This is a genomic window from Micromonospora sp. NPDC005205, from assembly GCF_040608275.1.
In the GTDB taxonomy this organism is placed as follows: domain Bacteria; phylum Actinomycetota; class Actinomycetes; order Mycobacteriales; family Micromonosporaceae; genus Micromonospora.
This window is the reverse complement of record NZ_JBEXHV010000025.1, coordinates 47,633-73,509: the sequence shown is the minus strand read 5'-3', so window position 1 is coordinate 73,509 and position 25,877 is coordinate 47,633. Positions and strand designations below refer to the sequence as shown.

The 25,877-nt window shown below is 70.5% G+C and carries 20 protein-coding genes and 1 tRNA gene; 20 read left to right on the top strand and 1 reads right to left on the bottom strand.

Annotated elements, in window-relative coordinates; all coding sequences use genetic code 11:
* The first annotated feature begins 38 nt into the window (after positions 1-38).
* The 19 genes from ABZU43_RS30245 to ABZU43_RS30155 all read left to right on the top strand — a co-directional run bounded on the left by ABZU43_RS30245 (position 39) and on the right by ABZU43_RS30155 (position 24,816).
* Positions 39-848 carry an ABC transporter permease gene (locus ABZU43_RS30245; protein ID WP_355009801.1) on the top strand — a complete coding sequence of 270 codons (810 nt, stop codon included), beginning with the start codon at positions 39-41 and terminating at the stop codon, positions 846-848.
* Positions 849-912: 64 nt separating this feature from the next.
* Positions 913-1,938, top strand: a complete 1,026-nt coding sequence (locus tag ABZU43_RS30240) for a YihY/virulence factor BrkB family protein (protein WP_355009800.1) — start codon at positions 913-915, stop codon at positions 1,936-1,938.
* A 259-nt stretch (positions 1,939-2,197) separates the two neighbouring features.
* On the top strand, positions 2,198-3,376 hold the full coding sequence (locus ABZU43_RS30235) for an ROK family protein (RefSeq protein WP_355009799.1): 1,179 nt from the start codon (positions 2,198-2,200) through the stop codon (positions 3,374-3,376).
* Between the two features lie 133 nt (positions 3,377-3,509).
* Positions 3,510-5,018, top strand: a complete 1,509-nt coding sequence (locus ABZU43_RS30230; protein ID WP_355009816.1) for a sugar ABC transporter ATP-binding protein — start codon at positions 3,510-3,512, stop codon at positions 5,016-5,018.
* Positions 5,015-6,142, top strand: coding sequence for an ABC transporter permease (locus ABZU43_RS30225; RefSeq protein WP_355009798.1), 1,128 nt, complete (start codon positions 5,015-5,017; stop codon positions 6,140-6,142). The genes ABZU43_RS30230 and ABZU43_RS30225 overlap by 4 nt, the downstream gene beginning before the upstream one ends.
* 98 nt (positions 6,143-6,240) lie before the next feature.
* The gene (locus ABZU43_RS30220) at positions 6,241-7,293 is read left to right on the top strand and encodes a substrate-binding domain-containing protein (protein WP_355009797.1); all 1,053 of its coding nucleotides are present in this window, start codon (positions 6,241-6,243) and stop codon (positions 7,291-7,293) included.
* Positions 7,294-7,314: 21 nt separating this feature from the next.
* Positions 7,315-8,523 carry a Gfo/Idh/MocA family oxidoreductase gene (locus ABZU43_RS30215; protein WP_355009796.1) on the top strand — a complete coding sequence of 403 codons (1,209 nt, stop codon included), beginning with the start codon at positions 7,315-7,317 and terminating at the stop codon, positions 8,521-8,523.
* Between the two features lie 645 nt (positions 8,524-9,168).
* Entirely contained in the window at positions 9,169-10,335 is a 1,167-nt protein-coding gene (locus ABZU43_RS30210; protein WP_355009795.1) for an inositol-3-phosphate synthase, read from the top strand.
* Positions 10,319-11,266, top strand: coding sequence for an SCO3242 family prenyltransferase (locus tag ABZU43_RS30205; protein ID WP_355009794.1), 948 nt, complete (start codon positions 10,319-10,321; stop codon positions 11,264-11,266). Before ABZU43_RS30210 ends, ABZU43_RS30205 begins: the two co-directional genes overlap by 17 nt.
* The gene (locus tag ABZU43_RS30200; protein WP_355009793.1) at positions 11,263-12,246 is read left to right on the top strand and encodes a sugar phosphate isomerase/epimerase family protein; all 984 of its coding nucleotides are present in this window, start codon (positions 11,263-11,265) and stop codon (positions 12,244-12,246) included. Before ABZU43_RS30205 ends, ABZU43_RS30200 begins: the two co-directional genes overlap by 4 nt.
* A 66-nt stretch (positions 12,247-12,312) precedes the next feature.
* The gene (locus tag ABZU43_RS30195; protein ID WP_355009792.1) at positions 12,313-12,921 is read left to right on the top strand and encodes an EboA domain-containing protein; all 609 of its coding nucleotides are present in this window, start codon (positions 12,313-12,315) and stop codon (positions 12,919-12,921) included.
* Complete coding sequence (locus ABZU43_RS30190; RefSeq protein ID WP_355009791.1) at positions 12,922-13,779, top strand: TatD family hydrolase; 858 nt, start codon at positions 12,922-12,924, stop codon at positions 13,777-13,779.
* A complete protein-coding gene (eboE, locus tag ABZU43_RS30185; RefSeq protein WP_355009790.1) occupies positions 13,779-14,978 on the top strand; it encodes a metabolite traffic protein EboE in 1,200 nt (399 codons plus the stop codon). The genes ABZU43_RS30190 and eboE overlap by 1 nt, the downstream gene beginning before the upstream one ends.
* Positions 14,975-16,390, top strand: a complete 1,416-nt coding sequence (locus ABZU43_RS30180; protein WP_355009789.1) for a nucleotide pyrophosphatase/phosphodiesterase family protein — start codon at positions 14,975-14,977, stop codon at positions 16,388-16,390. The genes eboE and ABZU43_RS30180 overlap by 4 nt, the downstream gene beginning before the upstream one ends.
* On the top strand, positions 16,387-17,454 hold the full coding sequence (locus tag ABZU43_RS30175) for a polyprenyl synthetase family protein (protein WP_355009788.1): 1,068 nt from the start codon (positions 16,387-16,389) through the stop codon (positions 17,452-17,454). Before ABZU43_RS30180 ends, ABZU43_RS30175 begins: the two co-directional genes overlap by 4 nt.
* Positions 17,455-17,672: 218 nt before the next feature.
* Positions 17,673-20,531 carry a PQQ-dependent sugar dehydrogenase gene (locus ABZU43_RS30170; RefSeq protein WP_355009787.1) on the top strand — a complete coding sequence of 953 codons (2,859 nt, stop codon included), beginning with the start codon at positions 17,673-17,675 and terminating at the stop codon, positions 20,529-20,531.
* 75 nt (positions 20,532-20,606) lie between these two features.
* The gene (locus tag ABZU43_RS30165) at positions 20,607-22,721 is read left to right on the top strand and encodes a ThuA domain-containing protein (protein ID WP_355009786.1); all 2,115 of its coding nucleotides are present in this window, start codon (positions 20,607-20,609) and stop codon (positions 22,719-22,721) included.
* 371 nt (positions 22,722-23,092) lie between these two features.
* Positions 23,093-23,596 (top strand): ATP-binding protein, encoded by a 504-nt coding sequence (locus tag ABZU43_RS30160; protein WP_355009785.1) that lies wholly within the window; start codon positions 23,093-23,095, stop codon positions 23,594-23,596.
* 212 nt (positions 23,597-23,808) lie between these two features.
* On the top strand, positions 23,809-24,816 hold the full coding sequence (locus tag ABZU43_RS30155; protein WP_355009784.1) for a sugar phosphate isomerase/epimerase family protein: 1,008 nt from the start codon (positions 23,809-23,811) through the stop codon (positions 24,814-24,816).
* A 64-nt stretch (positions 24,817-24,880) separates the two neighbouring features.
* Here ABZU43_RS30155 and ABZU43_RS30150 read toward each other — a convergent pair whose 3' ends face one another.
* The gene (locus tag ABZU43_RS30150; RefSeq protein ID WP_269682837.1) at positions 24,881-25,285 is read right to left on the bottom strand and encodes a hypothetical protein; all 405 of its coding nucleotides are present in this window, start codon (positions 25,283-25,285) and stop codon (positions 24,881-24,883) included.
* A gap of 294 nt (positions 25,286-25,579) precedes the next feature.
* Between ABZU43_RS30150 and ABZU43_RS30145 the strand changes: the two genes are divergently transcribed.
* Positions 25,580-25,652, top strand: a tRNA-Asn gene (locus ABZU43_RS30145).
* The last annotated feature ends 225 nt before the right edge of the window (positions 25,653-25,877 follow it).

Sequence of the window (25,877 nt, the reverse complement as noted above, 5' to 3'; positions counted from 1 at the left end):
AGCAACTCGTCGTCTGAGGAGCAAGCAGAGAGGGTGTCGTGGTCACGCTGATCCTGCCCCGGCTGGTCGACGTCTCCGCCGCGTCCCGGCGGTCGGTATCGGTGGTCGGGCGCAACGTCGCGGCGCTGAAGTCGGTCTACTGGCTGCTGCTGCTCTCCGGCTTCGTGGAGCCGCTGCTCTACCTGCTCTCCATCGGGGTGGGCGTCGGCGCGCTGATCGGCGACCTGCCGCTGCCCGACGGGCGGCTGGTCTCGTACGCCGAGTTCGTGGCTCCGGCGATGCTCGCCTCCTCGGCGATGACCGGGGCGCTCGCGGAGACCACCTTCAACTTCTTCGGCAAGATGAAGTACATGAAGCTGTACGACGGGATGATCGCCACCCCGGTACGGCCGTTCGAGATCGCCGTGGGCGAGTTGGGTTGGGCGATGCTGCGGGGCAGCGCCTACTCGGCGGCGTTCCTCGGGGTGATGGTCGCGCTGGACCTGACCAGCGTCACCCGGGCGTTGACCGCCTTCCCGGCCGCGGTGCTTGTCGGGTTCGCGTTCGGGGCGCTCGGCATGGCGATCTCCACCTTCATGCGGAGCTGGCAGGATTTCGACCTGATGGGCTCCGCCCAGTTCACGCTCTTCCTCTTCTCCGGCACCTTCGTGCCGGCGCAGGCCTACCCGACGCTGCTGCACTGGCTCGTCGAGGTCACTCCGCTGTACCGGTCGGTGCACCTGATCCGGGGGGTCACGCTGGGCAGTGGCGGTTGGCTCTGGCTGCTCGACGTGCTGTACCTGCTGGCGATGCTGGCGGTCGGTCTGTACGTGGCCTCTCGCCGGATGGGCAGGTTGCTCTACAAGTAGGGGTTATGTGCGCGCGTTCACGGGGCATGTCCGGAGGTGACACCACCGACGAAGAGGAGGGGCGATGGCCTCGGACGAGTCTTCCGCCCAGCGGGAGCGGGAGCATGATCCCGCGAACGCGCCGGTCGGGCCTGACGCGGGCCCGGACAGCCCCACCGATCTGCCCGGCAGTGGCTGGAAGGCGGCGTTGCGCCGGACGGTCCGCGAATTTCAGGACGACAGCCTGACCGACTGGGCGGCGGCACTGACCTACTACGGGGTGCTGTCGATCTTCCCCGGCCTGCTGGTGCTGATCTCGATCCTCGGCCTGCTCGGCAAGAGTGCTACCGAGGGCGTCAAGGACACCGTCAATCAGGCGGTGCCGAACGACAGCATCCAGAAGATCATCGAGGGTGCGATCGATACCGCCCAGCAGAACGGCGGCCTGGCCAGCATCGCGGCGATCATCGGTCTGTTGGCCGCGTTCTGGTCCGCCTCTGGTTACATCGGCGCGTTCATGCGCGCCTCGAACACCATCTACGACGTGCCGGAGGGGCGGCCGATCTGGAAGACGCTTCCGATCCGGCTCGGCGTGACCGCGGTGGTCGGGGTGTTGCTGCTGGTCAGCGCGGTGATCGTGGTCTTCACTGGGCGTCTCGCCGAATCGGTCGGTGACGTGATCGGGTTGGGCTCGACGGCGGTGGCGGTGTGGGACATCGCGAAGTGGCCGGTGCTGCTGATCCTGGTCAGCCTGATGTTCGCGATCCTCTACTGGGCCTCACCGAACGCGCGGCACGGCGGCTTCCGCTGGGTCAGCCCGGGCGGGGTGCTGGCCGTGGTGATCTGGTTGTTGATCTCCGGCCTGTTCGCCTTCTACGTGAGCAACTTCAGTTCGTACGACGAGACGTACGGGACGCTGGCCGGGGTGATCATCTTCCTGGTCTGGCTCTGGCTGAGCAACATCGCGATCCTGCTGGGGGCCGAGTTCGACGCCGAGTTGGAGCGGGGCCGCGCAATCGAGGCGGGTCACGACGTCGACGATGAGCCGTACGTCGAGCTGCGCGACGACCGCAAGCTCCGCAAGAAGCGAAATTCTGCCGGCCGTCGCTGACGGCCCCGCGCGAATCGCCCCGCCACCGAGGATCGGCTGGCGGGGCGTTTGCGTGTCCGTCGATGGAACTGTTGGCGAGGGGACGCGACCCGTCCGTGATCCTTTCCTTGATCGACTAGTAGCTTTTGTTCTTTCGGACAAAAGTTGGTCTCGGAACGGCTGAAGCTCTGGACAGGCGGCGTGGAACGCTCTTACTGTGTCGGACACAACACACCGACATTGCGTCGATGTGAACGCTGCCAATGAAGAGGGGGCCCAGGTGCGCACCGTCGACCCCCTGCACGTGCGCCTGTTGCGGCTGCTCCGCGACGAGGGCGCTGTGTCCCGGGCCGAGCTGGGCGACCGGCTCCAGATGCCGCGTCCGCGCATGCTGGCCGAGCTGGATCGCCTGGTCGCGCTCGGCTACGTCGCCGAGGCGGGGCTCGCCGCTTCCCGAGGTGGGCGTCGCTCGACTCTTGTCGAGCTGAACCCGAAGCTGCGCTTCGCCGCCGTCGACCTCGGCGCCAGTTCGATGGACGTCGAGGTGGTCAACGGCCGCCTCGAACCGGTGGCCCACTACGCCGAGGCAGCCGACATCCGCAGCGGCCCGAAGGTGACCCTGCAACGGGTGAACGAGCTGCTGCACAAGGCCCGGGTCGACGGCGCGTACGAGCGCCTGGACGCTGTCGGCATCGGCGTGCCCGGCCCGGTCAGCTTCCGCGACGGCGTGCCGGTCTCACCGCCGATCATGCCGGGCTGGGACCGGTTCCCCGTGCGTGAGCTGCTCAGCCGTGAGCACGGCTGCCCGGCGGTGGTCGACAACGACGTCAACATCATGGCGATCGGCGAGCGGCACGGTGGGGTCGCCCACTCGGTGGACGACTTCCTCTTCGTGAAGATCGGCACCGGCATCGGGTGCGGCATCTACCTCACCGGCGAGGTCTACCGGGGCACCGACGGCTGTGCCGGCGACATCGGCCACATCCAGGTCGACTCGCACGGTCCGATGTGCTCCTGCGGCAACGTCGGCTGCCTGGAGGCGCTGTTCAGCGGCGCCGCGATGGCCAAGGACGCCTTGGCCGCCGCCCGCAGTGGCACGTCGCCGGCGCTGGCCGAGCGGCTGGCACTGCGGGGTGTCGTCACCGCGCTGGACGTCGCCGAGGGCGCCGTCGAGGGCGACGTGACCTGCATCCAGCTCATCCGGGACGGCGGACGGCGGGTCGGCGGGGTGCTCGCCGGTCTGGTCAGCTTCACCAACCCGTCCATGATCGTGATCGGTGGAGGGCTGGCCCAGCTGGGCCACATCCTGCTCGCCGAGATCCGCAGTGTGGTCTACCGGCGTTCACTGCCGCTGGCCACCGGCAACCTTCCCGTCGTCCTGTCCGAGCTGGGCGGCCGTGCCGGTGTCACCGGCGCGGCGGTGCTCGCGAGCGACGTCGCCTTCGGGGAAGCCGCATGAAGCCGTTCGAGATTCCGTCGTGAGCGAGGAGGAGACTGTGGCTCTGCCCGAGGATGACCCCGCCACCGCGTCGGCCGAGGCCGTCGCCGAGGCGCCGCTGGTCGAGGCTCCCGCCGACACCGTCGCGGGCGAGGTGGTCCTGCGCCTCACCGATCTGGTGAAGACCTTCCCCGGCGTACGCGCGCTCGACGGCGTGCAGCTGGAGGTGCGTGCCGGCGAGGTGCACTGCCTGCTCGGGCAGAACGGCGCCGGCAAGTCCACCCTCATCAAGGTGCTGGCCGGGGTGCACCAACCGGATTCCGGGCAGGTGGAGTGGCGCGGTGAGCCGGCCACGTTCGCCAACCCGCAGGCCGCCATGAAGGCGGGCATCGCCACGATCTACCAGGAGCTCGACCTCGTCGAGGATCTGTCGGTGGCGGAGAACGCGTTCCTCGGGCACGAGTACCGCAACTTCGGTTTCGTCAGGCGCGGCCGGATGGCTCGGCACACCCGCCAGATCCTCAGCCGGCTCGGCCACGGTGAGATCCCGCCGAATCGGATGGTCCGGTCCCTGCCGGCGGCCGGCAAGCAGATCGTCAGCATGGCGCGGGCGCTGTCGCACGAGGCCCGACTGATCATCATGGACGAGCCGAGCGCGGTGCTGGCCCACGACGAGGTCGGCAACCTGTTCCGGATCATCCGGGAGCTGACCGCGCAGGGCATCGCCGTCATCTACATCTCCCACCGCCTGGAGGAGATCCGCGAGATCGGCGACCGGGTCACGGTACTCAAGGACGGCCGGACCACGGCGGCGAACCTGCCGGCGCGCGACACCCCGACCCGCGACCTGGTGAGCCGGATGACCGGCCGCACCATCGAGTACGTCTTCCCGGACCGGCCGACCGAGGACCCCGCCGGCGCCGACCTGCTTCAGGTGCAGGGGCTGACCCGCACTGGCGAGTTCGCCGACGTGTCGCTGAACGTGCGTGCCGGGGAGATCGTGGGCATCGCGGGGCTGGTCGGCTCCGGGCGTTCCGAACTGCTGGAGACGATCTACGGTGCCCGCCTCCCGGAGGCCGGCACGGTGCAGATGGACGGGAAGGTCCTGCGGCCCGGCGTCGGCGCTGCGGTTCGCGCCGGCATGGGAATGGCCCCGGAGGAACGCAAGAGCCAGGCTCTGCTGCTCGGCGAGCCGATCTACCGGAACGTCACGCTGGCCACCTTCGGCCGGTACGCGCGCCTCGGCTTCACCAACGCCGCCAAGGAACGTGCCGAGGCGGACCGGATCGCGGAGACCCTGGAGCTGCGGCCCCGGGACGTCGACCGGCCGGTACGCACGCTGTCCGGCGGTAACCAGCAGAAGGTGGTGGTCGGGCGTTGGCTGCTCGGCGGCACCAAGTTGCTGCTTCTCGACGAGCCGACCCGGGGCGTGGACGTGGGCGCCCGAGCCGAGCTCTACCAGGTCATCCGGGCATTGGCCGCTCAGGGCGTGGGGGTGCTGCTGGTCTCCAGCGAGGTGCCCGAGGTGCTGGGTCTGGCCGACCGGGTGCTGGTGATGCGGGAAGGGCGTGTCGTCCGCGAAGCCGCGGCCGGCGAACTCGACGAGAACACTGTGCTTGACCTCGTGATGGCGGGGTCCTTGATGGAAGGCGCACCGGCATGAGCGACGCGACTCCCACTCCCACCGCGACACCGGAGCGCCCGCAGCTTCCGGCGCAGTCGCCTCCGGTGGATCCGGCGGAGACGGCGGTGGCCAGCGACAAAGCAGGATCCGGGGGCAAGCTCTCCTGGTGGCGGGGTGACGGTGGCGACGGCGCCAAGCGCAACCTCGGCCTGATCGGGGTGCTCGCTGCGCTCATCGTGGTCGGCGCGGTCACCAAGCCCGACCTGTACGGCGACCCGAACTGGGTCTGGAACAACGTCCTGGCCATCCTCCAGTTGGCCTCGGTCGTCGGCGTGGTCACGGTCGGGATGACCTTCGTGATCATCGGTGGTGGCATCGACCTGTCGGTCGGCGCGATCGTCGCGCTCGCCGGGGTCTGGTGCACCACAGTGGCCACCCAGAGCTACGGCGCCGCCGGCATGATCTTCACCGCCCTCGCGGTCGGCGTCTGCGTCGGCCTCGTCAACGGTGTGCTCATCTCGTACGGGCGGCTGGTCCCCTTCATCGCGACGCTCGCGATGCTGGTGGCCGCGCGGGGGCTCGCGGCTTCCATCTCCAACAAGCAGACCCAGGTGTCGAGCAGCACCTTCATCAACGACATCGCCGCGCGCAAGGTGATCGGTATCCCGATCCTCGTCTACATCCTCGGCGCGGTGGTGCTGGCCGGTTGGGTGGTGCTCAACCGCACGACCTTCGGCCGGCGGACCATCGCCGTCGGCGGTAACCCGGAGGCGGCCCGGCTGGCCGGCATCAACGTCCGGCGGCACACCATGCTGCTCTACGCGCTCTCCGGTCTGTGCTGCGGTATCGCCGCCATCATGCTCACCTCGCAGGCCACCTCGGCGCAGGCGGCGATGGCCAACCTGTACGAGTTGGACGCGATCGCCGCGGCGATCATCGGTGGGACGCTGCTCAGCGGCGGCCGGGGCACGATCGTCGGCTCGCTGCTCGGCGTCATCATCTTCGCCACCATCACGAACCTCTTCGCCATCAACGGCCTCTCCATCGAGGCGCAGAACATGGTCAAGGGCGGCATCATCGTCGCCGCCGTCCTGGTCCAGCAGTTCCAGTTCAAGTCCGTCACTCGGCTCCTCGCGCGGAACAGGGTCACCACCGCAACCTGACGCACCGCACCGTTGTCCTGGCGACGTCGAGAACGTTCGACGGTGGCCGGGCCTCGCACACCCTCAATAAGTCAAATCCCGCTCCCAGGAGGTCATTAATGACCCAGCACAGTCGCGACCTGTCGCGCCGCCGGTTGCTCTTCGGTGGAGCCGCAGTGGGCGCTGCCACTCTGCTCACCGCCTGCACCAGCAACGAGACCCCGGCCGCCAGCACCCAGACCAAGGCCGCCGGAAACGCCGAGGGCAACAACGCCCCGGGCAAGAAGGTCGTCATCGGCTTCTCCGCCCCGGCCGCCGACCACGGCTGGATGGGCGCGATCCACGCCAACGCCAAGGCGCAGGCCGCCGCGTACTCCGACGTGGAGTTCAAGGAGGTCGACGGTGGCTCGAGCTCCGAGGCCCAGCGCTCCACGCTCGGCACCCTGATCGCCCAGAAGCCGGACATCATCGTCGTGCTGCCGCACGACGGCAAGGAGGTCAACGCCGTTGCCCTCCAGGCGATGCAGGCGGGCATCCCGATCGTCAACCTCGACCGGATCTTCCCGGACGCGCTGGCCTCGCGGCTGGTGATCAAGGGTGACAACTACGGCATGGGCGTCGCCGCCGGGCACTTCATCGGCAAGCAGCTCAAGGACAAGGGTGTCACCAACCCGGTCATCGGCGAGATCGCCGGTCTGGAGATCCCGCTGACCGTCGAGCGCAGCACTGGCTTCAACGCCGCCCTGGCGACGTACGGGTTCAAGGTGCAGAACCGGCGTTCGGCCGAGTTCACCTCGGACAGCGGCCAGCGCGAGGCGGCCCAGCTCCTCCAGGCGCTGCCGAAGATCGACGCTATCTGGAACCACGACGACGACCAGGGCATCGGTGTGCTGGCCGCCATCAAGCAGGCCAACCGGTCGGAGTTCTTCATGGTCGGCGGCGCGGGCTCCAAGCTCGCGATCGACGCGATCAAGGCCGACAACACAGTGCTGAAGGCCACCGTCACCTACAACCCGTCGATGGCCTCGTCGGCGATCTCCCTCGCGCGGCTCATCGCGCAGGGCCGGGGCCTGGGCGACCTGACGGAGCTGCAGGTGCCCAAGGAAGTGACCCTGGCCTCGGAGACGATCACCAAGGAGAACGCGAGCAGCTACGACAAGCTCGGGTTCTGACATACCGGGGGGAGACCCACCTTGTCCACGACAGACAAAGAACTGCGGGTCGGCATGGTCGGCTACGCGTTCATGGGCGCCGCGCACTCACAGGCGTGGCGCACCGTGAACCGCGTGTTCGACCTGCCGGCGCGGGCCCGGATGGCGTTGATCTGCGGCCGAGACACAGCGAAGGTGGCGGACGCCGCCGACACGCTCGGCTGGGACGCGTACACCACCGACTGGCGTGACCTGATCAACCGGGATGACATCGACGTTGTCGACATCTGCACACCGGGCGACAGTCACGCCGAGATCGCTCTCGCCGCGTTGGCCGCGGGCAAGCACGTTCTGTGCGAGAAGCCGTTGGCCAACTCGGTGGAGGAGGCACGGGCGATGACCGCTGCGGCGGACGCCGCCCGGGCTGCCGGAGTGCGGTCGATGTGCGGGTTCAACTACCGCCGGGTCCCCGCGGTCACGATGATGCGCCAGTTGGTCGCCGACGGACGGCTCGGGGTGATTCGACACGTCCGTGCGACGTACCTGCAGGACTGGATCGTGGACCCGCAGTTCCCGCTGGTCTGGCGGTTGCAGAAGGACAGGGCGGGCTCCGGCGCGCTCGGTGACATCGGTGCGCACATCATCGACCTGACCCAGTTCGTCACGGGTCAGCGGATCAGCGGCGTCAGCGCGGTCACCGAGACCTTCGTCAAGGAGCGGCCGTTGCCCGCCGAGTCGAGCGGTCTGGCGGCCTCGGTGGACGGCCACGAGGCGCCCACCGGGACGGTCACCGTCGACGACGCCGCGGTCTTCGTGGCGCGACTCGACGGTGGCGCCCTGGCCACGTACGAGGCGAGTCGGTTCGCTACCGGCCGGAAGAACGCGCTGCGCGTCGAGATCAACGGCTCGCTGGGCAGTGTGGTCTTCGACCTGGAGCGCCTCAACGAGCTGGAGTTCTACGACGCGACCCGCCCGACTGTGGAGCAGGGCTTCAGCCGCATCCTGGTGACCGAGGGCGAGCACCCGTACATGTCGGCGTGGTGGCCCCCGGGCCACATCATCGGCTACGAGCACTCGTTCACGCACGAGATGCGCGATTTCATCGAGGCGGTCGCCACCGGTGTCGACCCGACTCCCTCCTTCGCCGACGCGTTGCAGGTCCAGCTGGTGCTGGACGCGGTGGCCCGCTCGGCGGAGCTCGGCTCCTCCTGGGCCGAGGTGGAACCGACGCTGACCGCGGCGGCTCTCTGACCATTGGCCATCCGCGACGGCGGTGTTCGCACCGCCATCGCCCGACTGGCTTTCCGAAGCCGACCGGCGAGGGACCAGCCACGGATTGCGCCCCGTGGCCGGGACAGAGGTCGGCATCGGAGAGCGTGCAGCCGGGCCCTACGGCCCGGTGGCGCACGAGCAGGACGGTCGTCCGGTGCGACCGGACCGGGATTCCCCGGCCGCACCGGAGGACCGCCACCACCGGTGACCTCCGGAGGACCTGATGACACCGCCCGCCGCCGCCCCCGCCCGTACCGCACCCGCTCGCCGGTTTCCGGCGGGTAGTGGTTCGGTCGGTGTTCCGGTGGGCGCGGCGGCCTGAGACGCCCGGCCGGGGCATACCAGTGCCCCGACCGGCCGGATGCGGGGGAGGCAGGGTCGAGACGCCGACCCGACCCTGCCTACCAGCCCCGTCTGCTCGCACCTGCCGGGATCCGGTCCGGCGTCGTCGCCGCCGACGCCGACGTCGGAAGCCGGTGCTGTTCCGGTGCGGGGCGAGCGGACGGGGCCCATTCCACCCGGCCCGAAACTTTTCCGAAACCGGGCCGTATCTTTCCGAAACATATTCTGATATTCCTATATTTAGCGGTACCGACGGTTCCTCGGAAATGGGGAAGGAGCACCATGCGAACAGGTGTCTGGCTGGTAGGAGCGCGCGGTTCCGTCGCGACCACCAGCATCGTCGGGGGGCTCGCGCTGCGGGCCGGCCTGGCCGGGCCCACCGGCTGCGTCACCGAGCTTCCCGAGCTGCGCGGCCCGGCCCTGCCGGCCTTCGCCGACCTGGTCTTCGGCGGACACGACCTGGCCACCACTCCGCTGTGCAAGCGTGCCGAGGCCCTCGCGGACGCTGGTGTCATCCCGTGGCGGTTGGTCGCCGCGCTCCGCGACGAGCTGGGCGTGGTCGAGCAGGAGCTGCGCCCCGCGCCGGTCGGCGACACCCAGGCCGAGCGGGCCGAGGCAGTGGTCCGCGACCTGACCAGCTTCCGCGAGCGGCACAAGTTGGACCGGGTGGTGGTGGTCAACGTCTCCGCCACCGAGTCGGCCCCTCGACCGCACCCCGCGCACGCCGACCCGGCCGCGCTACGCGCCGCCCTCGACGGCCCGGACGAGGTGCTGCCGGTCAGCTCTCTCTACGCGTACGCCGCGGTGCTCGCCGGCTGCCCGTACGTCGACTTCACCCCGTCCACCGGGCTGCGGCTGCCGGCGCTGGCCGCGCTGGCCGAGGAGGCCCGACTGCCGTACGCCGGGCACGACGGCAAGACCGGGGAGACCCTGGTCAAGTCGGTGCTCGCGCCGATGTTCGCGATGCGCAACCTGGCAGTGGGCTCCTGGTCCGGGGTCAACCTGCTCGGCGGCGGTGACGGCGCCACCCTTGCCGACCCGGCCGCGAACGCGGCGAAGGTGCAGAGCAAGCAGCGGGTGCTCGGCGAGACGCTGGGCTACGTCCCGCAGGGCGGCACCCGCATCGAGTACGTCGAGGAGCTGGGCGACTTCAAGACCGCCTGGGATCTGATCACCTTCAGTGGATTCCTCGGCACCGGCATGCGGATGGAGTTCACCTGGCACGGTTGTGACTCCGCGCTGGCCGCGCCGCTGGTGCTCGACCTGGCCCGACTCACCGCCGCCGCGCACGCCGCCGGGCAGGTGGGGCCGCTGGCCGACCTGGGCTTCTTCTTCAAGGACCCGCTGGGCACGCCCACCCACTCGCTGGGCGAGCAGTGGGCCCGGCTGACCGCCTTCACCCGGCAACTGCACGACGGCGGGGACGGTGATCATGACAACGTTGGCTGATCTCGCCGAGCTGGTCCGGGCGCCGGCCGCGCTCTCGGTGCCCGGTGACGTGATCGCCGGGGCCGCGGCGGCGGGCGCGCTGAGCCCGCGTACCCCCGCCCTGGCCGGCGCATCGGTGCTGCTCTACTGGGCCGGCATGGCCGCCAACGACTGGTCCGACCGGGGTCTGGACGCCGAGGAACGGCCCGAGCGGCCGATCCCGAGCGGGCGGGTCACCCCGGCCGTCGCGGTCGGTCTCGCGGCGGGCCTCACGGCCGCCGGTGTGGGCCTGGCCGCCGCCGTGGGCGGTCGCCGCGCCGCCGCGCTCGCCGTGCCGCTGGCCGCCACCATCTGGGGGTACGACCTGCTGGCCAAGAACACCGCGGCCGGTCCGGCCGTGATGGCCGCCTGCCGAGGGCTGGACGTGCTGCTCGGCGCGTCCGGCGGTCGGATCACCCGGGCGTTGCCGGCGGCGGCCACCGTCGCCGCGCACACCTGGACGGTCACCGCGCTGTCCCGCCGGGAGGTCACCGGCGCCGACGCCACCCTGCCGATGCGCACCCTCGCCGGCACCGCGTTGGTCGCCACCAGTGCCGCCGTCGCTGTTCCGGGCGCCTTCCGCACCGCGAACCCCGCCGGGGCCACCGACCGGGCCGAGACCGTCGACGAGACCGGCGTGCGCGCGGGTCGGAGCCGGTCGGCCACGATCGCGGCGCTGCTACCCGCGGTGCTGGCCGGGTGGTACGCCGCCCGGTACGGCGCGGCCCAGGTCGAGGTTGTCCGGGACCCGTCGGCCAAGCGGGTCCGCGCGGCCGTCGGCGCCGGGATCACCGGGTTGCCGGCCCTCCAGGGAGCGCTCACCGCAAGGGGTGGAGCAGGTCTGCTCGGGGTGGCCGTCGCGGCGGCCGCGCCGCTGGGTCGACGACTGGCCCGGAAGGTCTCCCCGACATGAGCGTCCCCGAGCCACGGCCCGGTGCGCCGGCCACCGACGCCACCACGCTGCGCCTCGGGTACGGCACCAACGGGTTCGCCAACCACCGTCTCGACGACGCGCTCGCGGTCATCGCCGACCTCGGCTACGACGGGGTGGCGCTCACCCTGGACCATGACCACCTGGACCCGTTCGCGCCCGCGCTCACCCGCCGGGTCGCCGCTGTCAGTCGACGGTTGGAGTCGCTGGGCCTGGCGGTGGTCATCGAGACCGGCGCCCGCTACCTGCTCGACCCGTGGCAGAAGCACGCCCCGACGTTGCTGCACGACGACCCGACCCGGCGGATCGAGTTCCTCCGCCGGGCCGTGCGGATCGGCGCCGACCTGGGCGCGGAGGCGGTCTCGTTCTGGGCCGGTGTCCGACCCGAGTCGGTGTCACCGCAGTGCGCCTGGGACCGGCTGGTGGCCGGCTGCGCCACAGTGGCCGACGCGGCCGACACCGCGAACGTCACCCTCGGCTTCGAACCGGAGCCGGGCATGCTGGTGCAGGACATCGCCGACTGGCGTCGGCTGCACGCCGCACTGGACAACCCGGCCCGCTTCGGCATCACCCTCGACATCGGCCACTGTCGGTGCCTGGAGCCCTGGCCGGTGCCGCAGTGCGTCGCCGAGGTGGCCGACCACCTGGTCAACGTGCAGATCGACGACATGCGCCGAGGCGTGCACGAGCACCTGGAGTTCGGCGTCGGCGAGATCGACTTCCCGCCGGTGCTGGCCGCCCTGCGCGACGCCGGCTACCGCGGCCTGGTCGCCGTGGAGTTGCCCCGCGACTCGCACGCCGCGCCGGCCGTGGCAGCCCGGTCGATCGAGTTCCTGCGTGCCGCCGCGGCCACCGATCGCCACGCCACTCGCACCCTTTGCTCTGCACCCGCCGATGCGCCAGCGGCCGAGGGATCGCCCGTCGAGGCGACAGCCGCGAAAGAGGCCCCGGTGCACATGTAGGTGCAGAGCAAAGGGTGGCGTGGCACTGGCACCGGCACCGGGAGTAGCACAAGGGGAGGAGACGGGATGACACCGGATTCACTACGGGCCGCGCTGGGAGGCGTACCCGATCCCGACTGGCTGGACACGGCGCTGCGCCGGGTCACCACCGAGCCCACCGCGATCACCCGGCTCTTTCCCGCCGTCGGCCGACGCTGCGGGCGGGCCGCGCTGCCCGACGCCCCCGGCTGGACCGCCGACGACGCGGCCCGGGTGCTGCTGCTCACCAGCCTGCCCGGCGAGCACGCGGCGTACGCCGAGCGCCTCTACCAGCACGGTGACGCGGCCGAACGACGAGCAGTGCTGCGCGCCCTGCCGCTGCTGCCGATCGGCGCCGACGCGGTCCCGTTGCTGCACGACGCGATCCGGACCAACGACACCCGGTTGGTCGCCGCCGCGCTCGGCCCGTATGCCCGGCACCTCGACCAGGCCGCCTGGCGGCAGGCGGTGCTCAAGTGCGTGTTCAGCGGCGTACCCCTGGCCGGGGTGGCCGACCTGGACTCCCGGGCCGACAGCGAGCTGACCGCCATGCTCGCCGCGCTGGCGGCGGAACGACACGCCGCCGGCCGTGACCTGCCCGCCGACGCCACCGACCTGCTCGACCGGCTCACCGCCGCACTGCCCCGGGAGGCGTGAATGCGCATCTTCGACCCCCACATCCACATGACCTCACGCACCACCGACGACTACGAACGGATGGCCGCTGCCGGGGTGCGCGCGGTGGTGGAGCCGGCATTCTGGCTGGGTCAGCCGCGCACCAGCGCCGCCTCGTTCACCGACTACTTCGACTCGTTGATCGGCTGGGAGCCGTTCCGGGCCGGGCAGTTCGGGGTGCGCCACTTCGCCACCATCGCGCTGAACCCCAAGGAGGCCAACGACCCGCGCTGCCGGCCGGTCCTCGACCTGCTGCCCCGCTACCTGGACAAGGACGCGGTGGTGGCGGTCGGCGAGATCGGGTACGACTCGATGACGCCCGAGGAGGACGAGGCGTTCGCGGCGCAGCTCGCCCTCGCGGTGGCGTACGAACTACCGGCGCTGGTGCACACCCCGCACCGGGACAAGGCGCGCGGCTGCGAGCGGACCCTCGCCGTGGTCGCCGAGTCCGGCATCGACGCGGGTCGGGTGGTCGTCGACCACCTCAACGAGGTGACAGTGAAGCTGGTCCGCGACAGTGGCTGCTGGCTGGGTTTCTCGATCTACCCGGACACCAAGATGACGCCTCAGCGGATGGTGGAGTTGCTGCGGGAGTACGGCACGGAACGGATGCTGGTCAACTCGGCAGCCGACTGGGGGCGCTCCGATCCGCTGCTGACCCGAGCCACCGGCGAGGCGATGCTCGCGGCCGGCTTCAGCGACGACGACGTCGACAAGGTGCTGTGGCGAAACCCGGTGGAGTTCTACGGGCAGTCGGGGCGGCTCGACCTCAGCGACCTGGATGCCGCCGCCGCCGTGGACCCGCAGACCGGCAACTCGATCCTACGCGGCGGCAGCTGATGCGGCTGCGACATGCCGGCGGCGAGACCGTCCACCTGGGCTACTGCACCAACGTGCACCCGGCCGAGGACCTCGCCGGGATCCTCGGTCAACTGGACACCTACGCGGTGCCGGTCCGCGAGGCGCTCGGCAGCGACATGCTCGGGCTCGGCCTGTGGCTGGCCGCCCCGGTCGCCGCCGAGCTGGCCGCCGACCAGACGCTACGCCGCCGGTTGCGCACCGAGCTGGACGCGCGCGGTCTGGAGGTGGTCACCCTCAACGGCTTCCCGTACGCGGCCTTCCAGGCCCCGGTGGTCAAGCAGGACGTGTACCACCCGGACTGGACCACCGAGCGGCGCCTGACCTACACCCTGGACCTGGCCCGGGTCCTCGCCGACCTGCTGCCCGACGACGCCGCCCGGGGTTCGATCTCCACGCTGCCGCTGGCCTGGCGTCAACCGTGGGACACCGGCCGGGCCGACGCGGCCCGAGGCCGACTGGACCAGCTCGCCGCCGGCCTGGCCGACGTGCAACGCGACACCGGCCGTGAGGTGCGCGTCGCCTTCGAGCCCGAGCCCGGCTGTGTGGTGGAGAGCACCGGTCAGGCGGCCGCGCTGCTGTCCGGGATGGACACCGAACGGCTGGGTGTCTGCGTCGACCTCGCTCACCTGGCCTGCGCCTGGGAGGATCCGGCCGAGGCGCTGCACCGACTGCGGGCGGCCGGACTGCCGGTGGTGAAGGTGCAGGTCTCGGCCGCTGTCGAGGCCGCCGACCCGGCCCGCGACGCCGAGGCGTTGCGCCGCTGGGTGGAGCCGCGCTTCCTGCACCAGACCCGGGGCGCCGGTTGCGCCGGTCTGGCCGACCCGGCCGAGCCGACGTACGCGGCCGACGACCTGGACGAGGCGTTGGAGCGGGCGCTGCCCGGGCCGTGGCGGGTGCACTACCACGTGCCGCTGCACGCCCCACCCGAGGAGCCGCTCGGCTCGACCCTGCCGGTGCTTCGTGCGGCCCTGAGAGCGCTCTTCGACGGCCCGACCGCCGGCTGCGACCACCTCGACGTCGAGACGTACACCTGGGGGGTGCTGCCGGCCGCACGACGGCCCGGCACCGACGCGGAGCTGGCCGCCGGCATCGCCGCGGAGCTGGCGTTCGCCCGGGACGAACTGGTCGGCCTCGGCCTGACCACAGACCGAACCGTGAGCATGGGAGTGACGCGATGAGCCGGCGACTGGTGGTCCTCGACGTGGTGGGGTTGACACCCCGACTACTGGCCCACATGCCTCGACTGCGCGGGGTGGCCGACGGCGGCTTCCGAGCCGAGCTGGGCACTGTGCTGCCCGCCGTGACCTGCTCGGTGCAGTCCACCTTCCTCACCGGCGAGCAGCCCAGCGGGCACGGGATCGTCGGCAACGGGTGGTATTTCCGGGAGCTGGGCGAGGTGCTGCTGTGGCGGCAGCACAACGCGCTGGTCGGCGGGGACAAGCTCTGGCAGGCCGCTCGCCGGGCCGAACCCGGCTACACGGTGGCCAACGTCTGCTGGTGGTACGCCATGGGCGCCGACGTCAACTGGACGGTGACGCCACGCCCGGTCTACTACGCTGACGGGCGCAAGGAACCGGACTGCTACACCGACCCGCCGGAGCTGCACGACGCGCTCACCGGGCGGCTGGGCACCTTCCCGCTCTTCACCTACTGGGGGCCGACCGCCGCCCTGCCGTCGTCGAAGTGGATCTGCCAGGCCGCCGAGCAGATCCTCGCCGACGTGTCACCCGACCTGACCCTGGTCTACGTCCCGCACCTGGACTACGACCTGCAACGCTTCGGTCCCTCGTCGGCCCAGGCCGCCGCGGCGGCAGCCGAGCTGGACGCGGTGCTCGGCCCGCTGTTGGACGCCGCCCGGGCCCGGGACGCCACAGTGGTGGTGCTGTCCGAGTACGGCATCACCGACGTGTCCCGGCCGGTGGACGTCAACCGGTTGCTGCGCGCCGAGGGCCTGTTGCGGGTGCACACCCAGGCGGGCATGGAGTACCTCGACCCGTGGACGTCGAAGGCGTTCGCTGTCGCCGACCACCAGATCGCGCACGTCTACGTCAAGGATCCGGCCGACGTGCCGGCGGTGGCGAAGCTCTGCGCCGGCCTGCCCGGGGTGGCCGAGGTGCTCGACGCCGAGGGCAAGGCCGCACACGGGCTCGACCATCCGCGCGCCGGTGAGCTGGTGCTGGTGGCCGAGCCGGACGCCTGGTTCACCTACTACTACTGGTTGGACGACGCCAACGCACCGGACTTCGCCCGGCTCGTGGAGATCCACCGCAAGCCGGGCTACGACCCGGCGGAGCTGTTCTTCGACCCGGCGAACCCCGGTGCCGCGAAGGCTCGCGCCGGGGTGGCCCTGGCCCGCAAGAAGCTCGGCATGCGGTACCTGATGAGCGCTGTCGGCCTGGACGCCGGTGCGCAGGCGGTTCGCGGCTCGCACGGCCGGCTGCCGGCCGACCCGGCGGACGGCCCGGTGCTGCTCTGCTCCGACCCGACCGCGGCCCGGGACAAGATCGCGGCGACCGAGGTCAAGGCGCTGCTGCTGGAGCTGGCCGGATTAGGCGTTGACGGCGCGAGCGGCTCGGGGGAGCGGACATGACGGTCACCGTCGCGCCCACCGACGCCAGCGAACTGCGGGCACGCTTCGACGCGGAGCTGGCCGGGTTTCTCAGCCGACAGGGCCCGGACTGGCCGGACGGGGCGCCGCGGGGCGTGTTCACCGCGCTGCAACGGTTCGTGCTGGCCGGTGGCAAGCGGTTACGACCGCTCTTCTGCTACTGGGGTTGGCGCGGCGCGGGGGCGGCCGACGGCACCCCGATCGTGGTAGCTGCGGCGGCCCTGGAGCTGTTCCATGCGTTCGCGCTGATCCACGACGACATCCTGGACGGCAGCGACCGCCGCCGGGGTGAGCCGTCGGTGCACCGGCTCTTCGCCGACTTGCACGCCCGCTCGTCGTGGCGCGGTGACCCCGAGGCGTACGGCCGCAACACCGCGCTGCTCTGCGGGGACCTCTGCGCGGCCTGGTCGGATCAGATGTTCCACGAGTGCGGGCTCAGCACCGAGCAGGTGCACCGGGGGTACGGCGTGTTCGCGCTGATGCGTACCGAGGTGATCGCGGGGGAGTACCTGGACCTGGTCTCGGGGGTGGGCGACGGCTCGGTGGCCAGCGCGCTCACCGTGATCCGGATGAAGGCTGCCCGGTACACGGTCACCCGGCCGTTGCAGATCGGTGCGGCGCTGGCCGGCGCGGGGCCGGAGCTGATCGCCGCGTTGGGCGAGTTCGGTGACCCGCTGGGTGACGCGTTCCAGCTCCGCGACGACGTCCTTGGCGTGTTCGGCGACCCGGCGGTGACCGGCAAGTCGGTCCTGGACGACCTGCGTGAGGGCAAGCCCACGGTCATGATGGCGCTGGCCCGCAGCGCCGCAGACCGGCCCCAGACCATCCGGTTGCGGGAGCTGTTCGGTAACCCGGCGTTGGACGCCGAGGGCGCGGCGGAGCTGCGCGACATCATCGAGGCGACCGGCGCGCGGGAGCGGATCGAGCAGATGATCCGGGTCCGGACCGAGGCCGCGCTCGCCGCGCTGCAGAACGCCGTGGTGGCCGACGAGGCCCGCGCGGCCCTGGTTGCGCTGGCCGGGCAGGCCATCGACCGACGCGCCTGACCGGCGACTTTCGATCAAATCGACAAAAGTTGATGCTGAACCGCCGGAAGGTATGGACACATCGACACGTGCGACTTAGTGTCGTGACCAACACGAAGATGTTTCGTCGAGGTGAACCGGCGGCGCGGTAACCCATCGACCCCCCACCACCGCTACGGCATCCGGCGCGACGGCGCGCGCCCGGCCTGGCAGTCACACGTCAGGAAGGGACAGCACAGATGTCAATGAAGGACGCTCCCCGACAACGGTCCCGACGATGGTTCTCCACCGGATCCGCGCTGCTGCTGGCGGTCGCCGCCGGCACTGTCACCTTCGCCGCCGGCTCGGCCCCCGCCCAGGCACACACGATCGTCGCCAGCGACTTCCAGCAGGTCGAGTTGGCTCGCGGCGTGACCGACATGGGTGAGCCGATGTCGCTGGCGGTGCTGCCGGACCGCTCGGTCCTGCACACCGCCCGCAACGGCACCCTGCGCCGCACCGACGCCAACGGCACCACCTCCGTGATCGGCACCGTCTCGGTCTACACGCACGACGAGGAGGGGTTGCAGGGCGTCGGGGTCGACCCGGGCTTCGCCAGCAACCGCTACATCTACCTCTACTACGCCCCGCCGCTCTCCACCCCCGGCGGCGACGCACCGGCCACCGGCACCGACTTCTCGGCCTTCGACGGCGTCAACCGGCTCTCCCGGTTCACCCTCAACTCGGACTTCACGCTCAACCAGTCCAGCAAGGTCGACGTGCTCGACGTCCCGGCCAGCCGGGGCGTGTGCTGCCACGTCGGTGGTGACATCGACTTCGACGCCGCCGGCAACCTCTACCTGTCCACCGGCGACGACACGAACCCGTTCGAGTCGTCCGGCTACTCGCCGCTGGACGAGCGGACCAACCGCAACCCCGCGTACGACGCGCAGCGCAGCGCCGGCAACACCAACGACCTGCGCGGCAAGATCCTGCGGATCAAGGTGAACGCCAACGGCACGTACTCCGTCCCGTCAGGCAACCTGTTCGCCCCCGGCACGGCCAGGACCCGGCCCGAGATCTACGCGATGGGGTTCCGCAACCCGTTCCGGATCAGCGTGGACAAGGCCACCGGGGTGGTCTACGTCGGTGACTACGGGCCGGACGCCGGCTCCACCAGCTCCACCCGCGGGCCGTCCGGCCAGGTGGAGTTCAACCGGGTCGCGGCACCGGGCAACTACGGCTGGCCGTACTGCACCGGCACCAACACCAGCACCGAGACGTACAACGAGTTCGACTTCGCGACCAGCGCCAGCGGCGCGAAGTACAACTGCACCGGCGGGCCGACCAACAACTCGTTCCGCAACACCGGCCTGACCACCCTGCCGCCGGCCCAGCCGGCCTGGATCCGGTACGCCGGTGACGCCGGCACCCCGACCGAGTTCGGCGGCGGCTCCGAGTCGCCGATGGGCGGCCCGGTCTACCGGTACAACGCCTCGTCGACCTCCACCACCAAGTTCCCGCAGTCGTTCGACGGTCAGTTCTTCGCCACCGAGTTCGGCCGGGGCTGGATCAAGCCGATCCACGTCAACTCCGACGGCTCCCGGGGCACCATCGACACCTTCCCCTGGGTCGGCAAGCAGGTGATGGACTCGGCGTTCGGCCCGGACGGCGCCTACTACGTCCTCGACTACGGCACCGGTTACTTCAACGGTGACGCCAACTCCGCGCTCTACCGCTTCGACTACGTCGGCGGCGGCAACCGGGCGCCCACCGCGAAGGCCAGCGCCAACCGCACTTCAGGTGCGGCCCCGCTCGCAGTGACGTTCTCCTCGGCCGGCTCGTCCGACCCCGAGGGTGGCACGTTGACCTACGCGTGGGCCTTCGGTGACGGCACCACCTCGACCGCCGCGAACCCGACGAAGACCTACAGCGCCAACGGCACCTACACCGCCACGCTGACCGTGCGGGACCCGCAGGGCGCCACCGGCAGCAGCAGCGTGCAGATCAGCGTCGGCAACACCGCGCCCACCGTCACGATCAACAACCCGGGCAACGGTCAGCTGTTCGGCTTCGGGGACACGGTGCCGTACAGCATCACGGTGACCGACCCGGAGGACGGCACCATCGACTGCACGAAGGTCAAGATGACCTATGTGCTCGGCCACGACCAGCACGGCCACCAGATCACCTCGAAGACCGGCTGCTCCGGCTCGATCACCATCCCGGTCGACGGTGAGCACGACGACGCGGCGAACATCTTCGCGATCTTCGATGCCGAGTACACCGACGCCGGTGGGCTGACCACGCACACCCAGCACACGTTGCCGCCGCGGCACCGCCAGGCCGAGTTCTACGGCACCTCGTCGGGGATCAACGTGTTCAGCAAGACCCCGGCCGAGGGTGGCAAGACCGTCGGCGACATCAACAACGGCGACTGGATCGCGTTCCAGCCGTACCGGCTGGGCAACGTGACCTCGTTCAACGCCCGGGTCTCCTCGGCGGGCGCCGGCGGCACCCTCCAGGTCCGGGCCGGCTCGGCCACCGGCACCGTGCTCGGCTCGGCCACGGTCCCGGTGACCGGCGGCTGGGAAACCTTCACCACTGTCACCGGGACGATCAGCAACCCGCCCACCGGCACGACCACGCTCTACCTGACCTTCGCCGGGTCGGGCACCGGGGCGCTCTACGACCTGGACGCCTTCACCTTCGTGACCGGGACGCCCCCGGCCGGTGGGGCCGGGCCGATCAAGGGCCTGGCTGGCAAGTGCCTGGACGTGCGCAACGCCGCCACCGCCGACGGCACGCAGATCCAGATCTACACCTGCAACGGCAGCGCGGCGCAGACCTGGGCCGTGACGCCGAACTCGACGATCAAGTCGTTGGGCAAGTGCCTGGACGTCGCGGGTGCCGCCACCGCCGACGGCACCAAGATCCAGCTCTACACCTGCAACGGGACCGCCGCGCAGAACTGGGTGGCCCAGGCCGACGGCACGTTGCGTAGCCCGGCGTCCGGCAAGTGCCTCGACGTCTCCGGCAACAGCTCCGCCGACAGCACTGCGGTCCACCTCTGGACCTGCGTCAGCGGTGCCGCAAACCAAAAGTGGATCCTGCCCTGAGCTGACAGGTGGGGGCCCCTCGGCACGCCTAGTGTGAGGCGAGGGGCCCCTCCTAACCGCAGTTAGGAGAGCGATATGCGCAGACGTCTGCGACCCGTCCTCGGTGCGGCAATGGCCGCACTCGCCGTCATCGCCTGCACCACCCCAGCCACCCCGGCCAGCGCCGCCGACGCCCCGTACGACGTGTTGGTCTTCTCCAAGACCGCCGGTTTCCGGCACGACGCGATCCCGGTCGGCATCCAGACCATCCGGGACCTGGGCGCGGCGAACAACTTCACGGTCACCGCGACCGAGGACGCCGCCGCGTTCACCACGAGCAACCTCAACCAGTACGAGGCTGTCGTCTTCCTCAACACCACCGGCGACGTGCTCAACGCCAGCCAGCAGACCGCCTTCGAGTCGTACATCGGCTCCGGCCGCGGATACGTGGGTGTGCACGCCGCAGCCGACACCGAGTACGACTGGCCGTTCTACGGCAACCTCGTCGGGGCGTGGTTCGCCTCGCACCCCGCGATTCAGCAGGCCAACATGAAGGTGGAGGACCGGGGCCACGCGGCCACCGCCCACCTGCCGCAGACCTGGACCCGCACCGACGAGTGGTACAACTACCGCACCAACGCCCGGTCGAGCGCCCACGTGCTGGCCACCCTCGACGAGTCGTCGTACTCCGGCGGCGGAATGGGCGCCGACCACCCGCTGAGCTGGTGCAAGAGCTACAGCGGCGGCCGGTCCTTCTACACCGGCGCGGGGCACACCCAGGCGTCGTACGCGGAGTCGGGTTTCCGGAACCACCTGCTCGGCGGCATCCGGTACGCCTCGGGCCGGAGCAAGGCCGACTGCCGGCCCGAGACCGGCTACACCCCGCTGTTCAACGGCTCGACGGCCGGTTGGTCACAGGCCGGCCCGGGCAGCTTCACCAACACCGACGCCACCCTGACCTCGGTCGGCGGCATGGGTCTGTACTGGTACAACGCGAAGCAGTTCACCAACTACTCGCTGAAGATGGACTGGAAGCTGGCCGGTGACGACAACTCCGGCATCTTCATCGGGTTCCCTCCGTCGAGTGACCCGTGGTCGGCGGTCGACAACGGTTACGAGATCCAGATCGACGCCACCGACGCGACCGACCGCACCACCGGCGCGGTATACACCTACAAGTCCGCCGACATCGCCGCCCGCGACGCGGCGCTGAACGCGCCGGGGGAGTGGAACACCTACGAGCTGCTGGTCGAGGGCGAGCGGCTACAGATCTTCCTCAACGGGGTGAAGATCAACGACTTCACCAACACCAACCCGGTACGGTCGCTGGCCGGTCACATCGGTATCCAGAACCACGGCACCGGTGACGACGCCTCCTTCCGCAACATCCGGATCAAGGAGCTGGGCGGCACCCCGCCGCCGACCGGGAACACCACGATCCAGGCCGAGGCCTTCAGCTCGGCCAACGGGGTCTCCGCGTTCACCAAGGCGGGCGCCAACGGCGGGCAGACCCTCGGCTATATCGAGCCGGGTGACTGGGCCGCGTACAACGGGGTCAACCTGGCCGGGGTCACCTCGTTCACGGCGCGGGTCGTCTCCGGCGGCGCTGGTGGCGCCATCCAGGTGCGCACCGGTTCGGCCACCGGCCCGGTGCTCGGCACTGTCGCGGTGCCGAACACCGGCAGCTGGAGCACCTACGCCAACGTCTCCGCGGCGCTGTCCAACGTCCCGTCCAGCACCCAGAACCTCTACCTCACCTTCACCGGTAGCGGCACGGGGCTCTTCGACCTGGACGACTTCACCCTGGTCAAGGGTGGAGGTGGCACGAACGGGGTGGGCCCGATCAAGGGTCTGGCCGGCAAGTGCCTGGACGTGCGCAACGGTGGCACCGCCGACGGCACCCAGATCCAGCTCTACACCTGCAACGGCAGCGCCTCGCAGACCTGGACCGTGACGCCGAACTCGACGATCAAGGCGCTCGGCAAGTGCCTGGACGTCAACGGCAGCGGCACCGCCGACGGCACCAAGATCCAGCTCTGGACCTGCAACGGCAGCGGCGCACAGAACTGGGCTGCCGCGTCCGACGGCACGCTGCGCAACCCGTCGTCGGGCAAGTGCCTGGACGTCTCCGGCAACAACTCCGCCGACAGCACCGCCGTGCACCTCTGGACCTGCCTCAACGCGGCCAACCAGAAGTGGACCCTGCCCTGACCGACTGCCCCCTGACCCCCTGACAGCGGAGGGGCCGCGGCTCACGTCGTCGGCCCCTCCGGCCTGACCGCCGACGTGCCCGGCCGACGTCCCCCGTCGACCGGTCGCACCGTCGAAGCGCGACGAGCGGTGTCTCCAACGAGCGTGATGCCTCTGAGTCATCAAGATGACTCAGAGGCATCACGCTCGCACCAATTTGTCTGCCGGGTCGCCATCTCGCCGGGCGCCGCATGCGAGGTGTGCGGGCTTGTCGGAAAGGTCGGGCCTCGGTGTAGGGCTGGCCCCCGCGCCGCTGCCGGGGTACCCGGATGCAGGCACATTGCGTGGACGCCGCCGCCCGGCTCACAGCGGGCTGCCGTACCTTGACCTGCATGGGGTTGTTCGCGCAGTGGCGCGGGACGGTGCTGGCGCGAGGCCATCAGCTGCTCGGTGCGCTGGGCCGGCCCGACGAGCCCGACGACCCGTCCCAGCCGGCGCCCAGCCTGAACCGCCTCGACGCGCTGGTGGAGGGCTTCACCGCCGGTCAACCGGTGCGGTGGACCATGGCCGGGCAACCCCGTCCGCTACCCGGCCCGGTCGACGTCGTGGCGTACCGGATCATCGAGGAAGCGCTGACCAACGCCTGCCGGCACGCGCCGGGCGCCCCGGTCGGGGTCCGCCTGCGCTACGACGCTGCGGGCATCAGCATCGAAGTCCGCGACGAGGGCGCCGGTCCCGCTCCGTCCGGCGGCAGCACCCAGGGCGCCGGTCGAGGTCTGCTCGGGGTACGCAGGCGCGCCGAGCGGCTCGGCGGCACGTTTTCCGCCGGCCCGCGCGCCGGTGGCGGCTTCACCGTACGGGCTGTCCTGCCCGCGCCCGAGGAAATGATCGGATGATCGGCCGTCTGCGGGGCTTCCCCGATGGGGCACTGCGGAAATAGGGTGGGGGTCGGCGACCGTGCTGGTGGCCGGTGACCCGGTGGGAGGCGCAACCCGCCGGGCTCAGGTGTGCTCCGCACCCACCGGTGACCGTCCGGGTGCCACGCACGTCCGGTCACCCTCGCCCCGGTCCGCACAAGGAATCCCCATCACATCAGGGGAGAAGGACAATGGCGCGACCCATCACGCTCTTCACCGGCCAGTGGGCCGATCTTCCGTTCGAGGAGGTCTGCCGGCTCGCCTCCGAGTGGGGCTACGACGGTCTGGAGATCGCCTGCTGGGGCGACCACTTCGAGGTCGACAAGGCGCTCGCCGACGACTCGTACGTCGAGCGCAAGAAGGAAACCCTCGCGAAGCACAACCTTGAGGTCTTCACGATCTCCAACCACCTGGTCGGTCAGGCGGTCTGTGACCACCCGATCGACGAGCGGCATCAGGACATCCTGCCCGGCCGCATCTGGGGCGACGGGGAGCCCGAGGGGGTTCGCCAGCGGGCCGCCGAGGAGATCAAGGACACCGCGCGGGCGGCGGCGAAGCTCGGAGTGAAGACCGTCGTCGGCTTCACCGGCTCGTCGATCTGGCACACCCTCGCGATGTTCCCGCCGGTGCCGCCGTCGATGATCGAGCGCGGCTACCAGGACTTCGCCGACCGGTGGAACCCCATCCTCGACGTGTTCGACGAGGTGGGAGTGCGGTTCGCGCACGAGGTGCACCCCAGTGAGATCGCGTACGACTACTGGACGACGAAGCGGACGCTGGAGGCGATCGGCAACCGGCCCGCGTTCGGGCTGAACTGGGACCCGTCGCACTTCGTGTGGCAGGAGCTGGACCCGGTGAACTTCATCTTCGACTTCGCCGACCGGATCTACCACGTGGACTGCAAGGACGCGAAGGTGCGTACCGGCGATGGCCGGCGTGGCCGGCTCGCCTCGCACCTGCCCTGGGCCGACCTGCGGCGCGGGTGGGACTTCGTCTCCACCGGCCACGGCGACGTGCCCTGGGAGGACTGCTTCCGCGCGTTGAACGCGATCGGCTACACCGGCCCGATCTCGGTCGAGTGGGAAGACGCCGGAATGGACCGGCTGGTCGGCGCTCCGGAGGCGTTGCAGTTCGTCCGCCGGCTCGCCTTCGACGCACCGAGCGCCGCCTTCGACGCGGCGTTCAGCAGCAAGGACTGACCGCGCGTCGGACAGACCGCGGGCCGGTCGCCCTGCGGCGACCGGCCCGTCGACGTGCGATTGGTCAGAGCGTGCTGGCGTTCGTGCCCGAGCCGGACGGCTTGGTGCGGGGGTTCGTGGACGACGGCGACCCGGAGGTCGTGCCGACCGTGCTGGTGCCCGCCTTGGCGCCCACAGTGGCGGGCGTGCCGGCGAACGCGTCGTCGGCGGCGGTCAGCTCCTGCTTGCCGGTGCTGCCGTTGCCGTTGCCCAGCTTCTCGCCCAGTTTGGTCTGGCCGAGCTTGTCCTTGCCCTCGCTGTAGAGCTTGTTGGCCTGGGCCTGTGCCACCCCGGCCGCCTCCTGGACGGTCGGGTGGTCAAGCACCTTGCGGCCCCGGACCACGAGCTCTTCGTACTTCTCCCGGCCGGCACGGGCGCCCAGGACGAATCCCGCAGCCAGCCCGCCAAGAAACATGATCTTTCCGCGCATGGCGGCTCCTTCCGTACCTGACGCGCCGTCGCCCCGGCGAGTTGCCCCGTCGGAAGGCGACCTGTTCGCGCCTGCGTCCTCTGTCCGCAGCTAACTACCCATCCTGCTCCCCGCTCAAGCATGGTTGTGCCGGGATGGCGATTTACCCTGTTTGTCGATGCGTCGCGGACCCTGACCTGCGCCTCTTGATCAACCGGCGCCGGGGTGGAACCCACTGGACCGCCACGGGGGAAAGTCCTGTACTCTTGTCCCGTCGCACGGCGTCGGCGAGATCCGATGTCAGGCGGTGCACGATCCCCTGTAGCTCAATTGGCAGAGCAGCCGGCTGTTAACCGGCAGGTTATTGGTTCGAGTCCAATCGGGGGAGCTTCTCCACCCAACGCCCGTCGGCTTCAGGCCGACGGGCGTTTCTTCGTATCTGCCCCCATCCGCAGGGTCGATCATGGAGTTGTGGTGCCGGTTGCACCCTGCTTTGCGCGTTTCATCCACCACCACAACTCCTTGATCGACGCTGACGGTATGCCGGATTCGCACTGTCTCGACGGGTTTGGGCGGCAGGATGGGCGATGGTGGCCGCGCTCAGAGCGCGTCG